Source organism: Candidatus Infernicultor aquiphilus, assembly GCF_002784285.1.
Lineage (GTDB): Bacteria > Atribacterota > Phoenicimicrobiia > Phoenicimicrobiales > Phoenicimicrobiaceae > Infernicultor > Infernicultor aquiphilus.
Genome location: NZ_PFKO01000235.1, coordinates 600 through 1083 on the forward strand (window position 1 = coordinate 600; position 484 = coordinate 1083).

Genomic DNA, 484 nt, shown 5'->3' on the forward strand with positions numbered 1-484 from the left:
ACATCACTACCCATTAAAATGTCAAAAGTTTCATCAGCTTTGGCAGCATCTTTAATGCTAATTTGTTTTAAAGTCCTAGTTATGGGATCCATGGTAGTTTCCCATAATTGTGCTGGATTCATTTCGCCCAAACCTTTGTATCTTTGTATATTAACTTTAGTGCCTTTTGTTACTTCTGTTTCTTCTTTTTCAACTTCTACTTCCCCATTGTTTTCTTTTTCCGCTTCTTCAAAAACACCCACGACTTCTTTAACATCAAGTTTCTTTTTTAAAACTTTTAACTCTTCATCAGTATAAACATAATATGATTCTTTACCTTTTTTAATTTGATATAATGGTGGCTTTGCCACATAAAGATGGCCACCACTAATTAATTTAGGAAAATAACGATAGAATAAAGTTAAAAGTAAAGTACGTATATGAGCACCATCAACGTCAGCATCAGTCATGATAACAATTCGATCATATCTTAAATCATTTAAAT

1 protein-coding gene is annotated in these 484 nt (G+C 31.4%); it reads right to left on the reverse strand.

What is annotated here, in order from left to right:
* Window positions 1-484 (reverse strand): toprim domain-containing protein (locus COZ07_RS06345; protein ID WP_406607731.1); only part of this gene is annotated, 484 nt, incomplete at both ends.